General features: G+C 72.0%; 6 protein-coding genes. 3 read left to right on the forward strand and 3 right to left on the reverse strand.

The window, feature by feature from the left end:
• A partial coding sequence (locus tag FNH04_RS39130) for an ABC transporter ATP-binding protein (protein ID WP_228031872.1) occupies nt 1-846 on the reverse strand: 846 nt, incomplete at its 3' end.
• Between the two features lie 142 nt (nt 847-988).
• Here FNH04_RS39130 and FNH04_RS39135 point away from each other — a divergent pair.
• The 3 genes from FNH04_RS39135 (at nt 989) to FNH04_RS39145 (ending at nt 4,197) form a co-directional block, all read left to right on the forward strand.
• The gene (locus FNH04_RS39135; RefSeq protein WP_152790762.1) at nt 989-2,692 is read left to right on the forward strand and encodes an aromatic amino acid ammonia-lyase; all 1,704 of its coding nucleotides are present in this window, start codon (nt 989-991) and stop codon (nt 2,690-2,692) included.
• Nucleotides 2,689-3,531 (forward strand): MurR/RpiR family transcriptional regulator, encoded by an 843-nt coding sequence (locus tag FNH04_RS39140; protein WP_152790763.1) that lies wholly within the window; start codon nt 2,689-2,691, stop codon nt 3,529-3,531. The genes FNH04_RS39135 and FNH04_RS39140 overlap by 4 nt, the downstream gene beginning before the upstream one ends.
• Before the next feature lie 81 nt (nt 3,532-3,612).
• Nucleotides 3,613-4,197 carry a hypothetical protein gene (locus FNH04_RS39145; protein WP_322725152.1) on the forward strand — a complete coding sequence of 195 codons (585 nt, stop codon included), beginning with the start codon at nt 3,613-3,615 and terminating at the stop codon, nt 4,195-4,197.
• Nucleotides 4,198-4,323: 126 nt separating this feature from the next.
• Here FNH04_RS39145 and FNH04_RS39150 read toward each other — a convergent pair whose 3' ends face one another.
• Nucleotides 4,324-5,676 (reverse strand): APC family permease, encoded by a 1,353-nt coding sequence (locus FNH04_RS39150; RefSeq protein ID WP_152790767.1) that lies wholly within the window; start codon nt 5,674-5,676, stop codon nt 4,324-4,326.
• A 254-nt stretch (nt 5,677-5,930) separates the two neighbouring features.
• Entirely contained in the window at nt 5,931-6,305 is a 375-nt protein-coding gene (locus FNH04_RS39155) for a roadblock/LC7 domain-containing protein (RefSeq protein WP_152790765.1), read from the reverse strand.
• Nucleotides 6,306-6,461: the final 156 nt, after the last annotated feature.

Raw genomic sequence — 6,461 nt, forward strand, 5'->3', positions numbered from 1 at the left:
CGTTCCGACCCCGCCCCCGGTACCGTTCAGGGCCGCGGCCGTGACCGGCTCGTCGGCGCGCAGGGTCGGAACGGGCGCCTGCGGTACGTCCTTGACGGCCGTCAGCGACAGCAGCTTGAGTTCCCGGTCTGCGCCCAGGAAGTGGGCGACGAAGTCGTCCGCCGGGCGGGCGAGCAGTTCCGCCGGGGCCGCGCACTGCACGAGGTGGCCGCCCGTGCGGAAGATCGCGATCCGGTCGCCCAGCCGGACCGCCTCGTCGACGTCGTGGGTGACGAAGACGATGGTCTTGTTCAACTCCTTCTGCAGGCGCAGGAGCTCGTCCTGGAGCTGGGTGCGTACGACAGGGTCGACCGCGCCGAAGGGTTCGTCCATGAGGAGGACGGGCGGGTCGGCGGCGAGCGCGCGGGCCACGCCGACGCGCTGCTGCTGGCCGCCGGAGAGCTGGTGCGGGTACCGCTTGCCCGTGTCGGCGGTCAGGCCGACGGTTTCGAGGAGCTCGGCCGCCCGCGCCCGGGCCTTGCGCCGGCCCCAGCCCAGCAGCAGCGGCACGGTGGCGACGTTGTCGAGGACCGTACGGTGCGGGAAGAGGCCCGCCTGCTGGATGACGTACCCGATGGAGCGGCGCAGCTCGGCGGCGTCCTGCCGCTGGACGTCCTTGCCGCCGACCCGGACGGTTCCCGAGGTCGGCTCGACCATTCGGTTGACCATTCTGAGAGTGGTCGTCTTGCCGCAGCCCGAAGAGCCGACGAGGACGGTCACGCCGCCTTCGGGCATCTCCAGGGAGAGATCGTGGACTGCCGTGGTGCCGTTCGGGAAGCGCTTGTTGACCGCGTCGAACTGGATCATGAGGTGTCCCTTGCCCGGCCTGTATAACCTCATGCAGAGTTCTGGGTGGCTGAATAGCTTGTCAATGCTCCGGTGTTAATCACTGGTTACGGATGGTCGCGGAGCGGGATGCAGTGTCCGGTTTGAGGGGTGTTCGCAGGTGATGTCGTCTCGGATCGTGGACGCGCCGGGTGACGTGTCGGGTGTCGCGCCGGGTGGCGCGTCGGCGGGTCCCGGAGCCCGGACCGTGGTCCTCGACGGCTGCGGGGTCGGCGTGGCGGACGTGGTGCGGCTCGCCGACGGGGCCGCGCGTCCGGTGCCCGGCGCGGACGCCATGAAGCGGATGGAGGACTCCTGGGACGCGGCCCGGCGGATCGCGGCGACCGGGAGGGTGTACGGCCGCTCCACGGGCGTGGGCGCCAACCGCACCGAGGACGTGCCCACCGAGGCCGCCGCCGGGCACGGGCTGCGGCTGCTGCGCAGCCACGCGGGCGCGATCGGCGCGGAGCTGCCCGCGCGGCAGGTGCGGGCCATGCTGGCCGTACGGGCCAACCAGTTGCTCGCGGGCGGGGCCGGACTGCGGCCCGGCGTGGTCACGGCGCTGTGCGAGGCGCTGGACGGTGGGGCGTACCCCGTGGTGAACGAGTACGGGTCGGTCGGCACCGGGGATATCGCGGCCCTGGCCCAGATGGGGCTCGCGCTGGCGGGGGAGCACCCTTGGCGGGGGACGGGTGAGCCGGGCGAACAACGTGTGCCGGGCGAGCAACGTGTGCCCGGCGAGCAACGTGTGCCAGGTGACGGGTCCGGCCATGCGGTCGGTGCTCCCGCGCCCCAGCCCCTCGACAACAACGACGCCCTCGCTCTGATCAGCAGCAACGCCCTCACCCTCGGCCAGTCCGCCCTGGCCCTGCACGAGTTGCGCCGGCTGATCGCCGCCACGCAGGTCGTCGCCGCGCTGTCGCTGCTCGCGGTCGACGGCTCGCACGAGGCGTACGCGGCGCCCGTCCATCTGGCCCGCCCGCACCGGGGGTCGCGGGAGGTGGCGCGGCGCATGCGGGAGTTGATCGGCGCCGCCGACCGGCCCACCCCTCCTCTCGGGCGCCTCCAGGACCCGTACGGCTTCCGCTGTCTGCCGCAGATCCACGGGCCCGCGCACGACGCGGCGGACGCGCTGGAGGAGGTACTGACGGTGGAGATCAACGCGGCCGCCGAGAACCCGCTGATCTGCTCCGACGACATGGCCGCGTACCACCACGGCGGCTTCTACCAGGCCCAGCTCGCCCTCGCCCTCGACCACTTCAGGCTCGCGGTCACCCAGGTGGCGCGCCTGTCCACGTCCCGGCTGTCCACGCTGAACGAACCCGTGTACACCCGCCTGCGCCCCTTCCTCGCCGACCACGAGCCCGCCTCCTCCGGCGTGATGATCCTCGAGTACGCCGCCGGGGCCGCCCTCGGCGATCTGCGGGCCTTCTCCGCGCCCGCGTCGCTCGGCCACGCTGTACTCTCCCGGGGCGTCGAGGAGCAGGCCAGCTTCGCCTCGCTGGCCGCACGTCAGACGCTGCGGGCGTGCGACGCGTTCCGGCTCGTCGTCGGCTGCGAGCTCGTCGCCGCCGTACGGGCCCTGCGCCAGCGCGATCTGCGGCCCGACCCCGGCTTGCCGGCAGGGCGGGCTCTGGAGCTGGCCGAGACGGTGCTCGACGCGGACCTGGCCGACCGGCCGCTCACGGACGACGTGAGCAGGGCGGCCGCCCTGCTCGACCGGTTCACGGACATATGGACGGACATGCCGGCTGCCACGAAGGCGGATATGAACACGGATACGACATCGGCTACGGCCACGGATACCCGGAGGGACAACGCGTCATGAGCGTGACCGACAGCCCTGCCGCGCGCCTGCAGGCGCTCTTCGAGGGGCACCGACTGACGCCGACCCAGCGGCGTATCGCGCACAGCATGGTGCGGCGGGCCGCGGACGCGCCGTTCCTGTCGAGCGTGGAGCTGGCGGAGCTGGCCGGGGTCAGCCAGCCGTCGGTGACGCGGTTCGCGGTGGCCCTCGGCTTCGACGGGTATCCGGCGCTGCGGCGGCATCTGCGTGAGGTCGCGCCCGCGGAGCGGACGGCGGCCACGGGGGAGTTCAACGAGTACCAGCAGGCCGTCGAGGCCGAGATCGAGAACCTGCGGCATCTGGCGGAGCTGCTGGCGGACCCGGCTCCGGTGGTCCGGGCGGGGCGCCTGCTGGCCGCGTCCCGTCCACTGCCGGTCCTGGGGCTGCGCGCGGCCGCCGCCCAGGCGTACGGCTTCGCGTACTTCGCCGCGAAGGTCCACCCGGACGTACGGCTGCTCAACGAGGGCGGCACGATGCTGCACGACCGGATCGACGCGGCGGTCACGGCCGGGGCGAGTGTCCTGCTGTGCTTCGCGCTGCCGAGGCATCCGCGGGAGGTCGTGGACGCGCTGGCGTACGCGAAGGGGGCGGGGCTGACGGTGGTGGCGGTGGCCGATTCGGCGTTCGCACCCGTCGCCAAGGTCTCGGATCTGCTGCTGCCCGCCGCCGTCGGCACGGGGCTGGCCTTCGACACGGCCTGTGCGCCGATGCTGCTGGGGCGGGTGCTGCTGGAGGCGATGTGCGACGACCTGCCGGGGGCGCAGGCGCGGTTGGAGGAGTTCGACGCGAGGGCCGCGGCGCGGGGGCTGTTCGTGGAGTGACAGTCTCTCAGGCGGGTCTCACCTTCGCTGGCTAGCCTGCTCCTCGGCAGTCTTACGGCGTGAGGAGTCGAGGAGGCGGACGTGGTACGCGGAGGGCACGGACTGGCGCGGGTGGCCGTCGTCGTGAGGGCGGGGGCCGCGCCGTTGTGGTGGCTCGGGGTGCTGGCCGCGGGCATCGGTGTGCTCGTACCGGGGCTGACCGGACGGCGGATCGGGGTCCTGGCCGGGGCGGCGCTGTTCCTCGTGACGGCGGCGGTGGTGGCCGGTACGCGACGCAAGCGATACGGGGCACTGGCACGGGGCGCCGCCCGGGCGGGCAAGCACGATGTGCTCCAGGACCGCGGCGTGACGGTACGGAACTGGCGGCGCGGCCACCGGTGGTGGCTGCTGCTGGGCTTCCTGGCCGCCCTGGGCAGCGCCTTCGCGGCACCGGCGGCGGGCGGGCTGCTGCTGGCCGGAGCGGGCGCCGGCCTCCGCGCGAAGGCAGCGTGGATCGGACGCCTCGAACACTCGGAGGACGCGCTGCTGTGGGTCCGGGTGGACTGGCTGTCGCAGCGCGGCGGAGCCCCGACGGGCAAGCCGGCGAAGGCGTTCCGCTCCACGGGGGTGGCAGCGGGGGATGCGGCGCCGGGCGGTGGGCGACGGGTTGCCGCGGGGCGGGTCTAGGACGGTTCCGAACCGCGTGCGGGCCGTCGCCGTCACGGCGGTATGAGGATGTTTCCGTTGACGTCAGGGGCCTTTTCTCACGCCGGTGCGGCGTCGCTCCTGAGCCGGTCTGAAGACAGCTCGTCACTACTCCCCGCGCACCCGGAGGACCACCTTGTTCACGACCCACAGGCCGATGCCGATCGCCACGAGGACGGCGGCGCGGATGTAGACCTCGGCCGGGCGGTCGGCGAGGGGGCCGGCGAGCACCAGGGCCGTGAGGGCGCCCAGGACTGGGAGGGCCGTGGGGGTACGGAAGTGGGGGTGGTCCACCCGGTCGCGGCGGAGGACCAGGACCGCGATGTTGACCACGGCGAAGACACAGAGCAGGAGGAAGGCCGTGGTGTCGCCCAGGCCCTCGATCTCGCCCGTGGACACCAGGCCGATGGCCAGCAGCGTGACGAAGAGGATGCCGACCACGGGGGTACGTCGGTGCGGGAGCACACGGGCCATACCGCGGGGCAGGATGCGCTCGTTGGCCATGCCGTAGCAGAGGCGCGAGGCCATCATGATGTTGATCAGGGCCGAGTTGGTCACCGCGAAGAGCGCGATCAGGGCGAAGAGCCTGTGCGGGAAGTCCACGCCACCGGCCTTCACCACCTCCAGGAGCGGGCCGCTCGACCCCTCCAGCGTCTTCGAGTCGACGAGGAGGGACGAGACCAGGGCGACCAGGACGTAGATCGTGCCCGTGACCGCCACGCCGATGAAGATCGCCCGCGGGAAGGTCCTGCCCGGGTCCTTCGTCTCCTCCGCCATGTTGACCGAGTCCTCGAAGCCCACGAAGGCGAAGAAGGCGAGGGCCGTGGCGCCCAGCACGCTGGTGATCAGGGCGTATCCCGTGCCGTCCGCCTCGAAGTCGGTCAGGCGGGAGGGTTCCCCGCCACCCGTCATGACCGCCCATGCCCCGATCGCGAGGATGATCACCAGGCCCGTGAGCTCGACGAGGGTCAGGACGACGTTCGTCTTGACCGATTCGGAGACGCCCCGCAGGTTCAGGCCGGCGAGGACGAGGATGAAGAGGATCGAGATCAGGGTGGGCGGCAGGGAGTTGTTCGTCAGTTCACCCAGATAGTCCCCGCTGAACGCGCGGGCCGCGGCGCTCGCGGACGACAGACCCGAGCACATCACCATGAACGCGACGATGAAGGTGAGGAAGGGCAGCTTGAAGGCCTTCTGCGTGTAGAGGGCAGCGCCCGCCGCCCTCGGGTACTTGCCGACCAGTTCGACGTACGACGCCGCCGTCAGGACCGCCACGACGAACCCGATGACGAACGGCAGCCACAACGCGCCCCCGACCTTCCCGGCGACCTTGCCGGTGGTGGCGTAGATGCCCGTCCCGAGGATGTCGCCGATCACGAACAGGATCAGCAGCTTGGGTCCGAGTACGCGTTTGAGGCTGGTCTCCTCGGCCGGGGTCGACGCTCCGGTGGTGTTCTCCATGGTGGACAAGGGAAGCTCCCCCGATCGGTGATCCGTCCGGGGGAGTACTGCCCGGTGGCGCGTCATGGATGCGTGCCGGGCGTGGAATGGGGCCGGGTGGCGCAGCCGTGTGTACGGCGGTCGTACGTGTGGGGGCGCGCGTGCGGCAGCCGTGGGCGGCAGCCGTGGGCGGCGCGGCCCCTGGGTGGGGCGCGCCACCGTACCGGCTCCGGCTCCGGCTCGGCTCCGACTCCGGCTCCGGCTCTAGGAGAGGGCTACACCTCCAGATCCGCTTCGATCCTCTTCAGCTGGTGCCGCGCCATGGCCAGGTTCGACCGCTTGGCGTCGAGCACCAGGTAGAGGAAGAGGCCGTTGCCGCCCCGGCCCGTGAGCAGGCGGATCAGGTGGTACTGGTCGCTCAGGGTGATCAGGATGTCCTCGATCTCGCCCTTGAGGCCGAGGTGCTCCATGGTGCGCAGCTTGGCGCGTACGACATCGGTGTTGCCGGCCGCCGCGACGTTGAGGTCGAACCCCTTGCTGCCGCCGATGGTGCCCAGCGCCATGCCGCTGGTGTAGTCGACGAGGGCGGCTCCGGTCGCTCCCTCGATCGAGGCGAGGGCTTCCTTCAGCGCGGTCTCGGTGTTGGCCATGGTGGGTTGGGTCCTTTCAGCTCTCACTGGTGGTAGGGGTGTTGGGGCTTGCGGTAGGGGTCGTGAACGGTGGTGTGCGGGTGGTGGCCCGCGCGGTCCGGGGGGTCCGGGTCGTCCGGGTCCGGGTGGGAGCGGGCTTGGTGGTGGTCTTCGGAG

Source organism: Streptomyces phyllanthi (genome assembly GCF_009377205.1).
Lineage (GTDB): Bacteria > Actinomycetota > Actinomycetes > Streptomycetales > Streptomycetaceae > Streptomyces > Streptomyces phyllanthi.